This is a genomic window from Hyphomonas oceanitis SCH89, from assembly GCF_000685295.1.
GTDB lineage: Bacteria > Pseudomonadota > Alphaproteobacteria > Caulobacterales > Hyphomonadaceae > Hyphomonas > Hyphomonas oceanitis.
In genome coordinates, this window is sequence record NZ_ARYL01000154.1 from 1 (window position 1) to 661 (window position 661).

Sequence of the window (661 nt, forward strand, 5' to 3'; positions counted from 1 at the left end):
TGCTGTCTGCCTGTGGCGAGACTTCAGCGGTAGACGGCAAAACCAGCGCCGTCGCTTCGGCCGTAAATGACACGCACGGGCACACCCCGTATGAGGCATTCTCGGCCGCCGACAATGAGAAGGACTCCGAAGGAAACGATACTCACGACGAACACGGCGAAGACGAAGACGATGTCGTCAATCTGACCGAAGCAGAAGCGCGCGAAGCGGGCATTGAACTCAGTGAAGCGAAATTGGCCGAAATCGGCCAGTCGCTCAGCCTTCCAGCGGAAATAAGGTTCGACGCAGACAGGGTGGCGAATGTCTCACCCAAGGTCAGCGGCGTGGTCGCAAAGCTCTATGCCAGCGAAGGCGATCATGTGAAGCGGGGCCAAACGCTGGCACTGATTTCCAGTCGCGATCTCGCGGGCCTGAAAGCCGCCTGGCAGAAAGGTGAAACTGGCAAGGCCCTGGCCGCTCAGGCCCTCGCGCGCGAGGAACAACTCTGGGCCGACAAGATCACATCCGAAGCCGATGTCCAGGCAGCCCGTGCGGAATTTGAAGCCGCGAAAGCCGCGAGTGATGCGGCCGAAAACGAGCTGCACGCTGCCGGTGTCAGTCACGAAGCCCTGGAGAAGGTCGCGACAGCAAGAGATGGCGACAATGCCAATTCCTACCTGAC

At 60.1% G+C, this 661-nt stretch carries 1 protein-coding gene; it reads left to right on the top strand.

Going from position 1 to position 661, the window contains the following annotated elements; genetic code table 11:
• The coding region (locus HOC_RS20690; protein WP_206741637.1) for an efflux RND transporter periplasmic adaptor subunit at window positions 1-661 on the top strand (661 nt) is incomplete at both ends.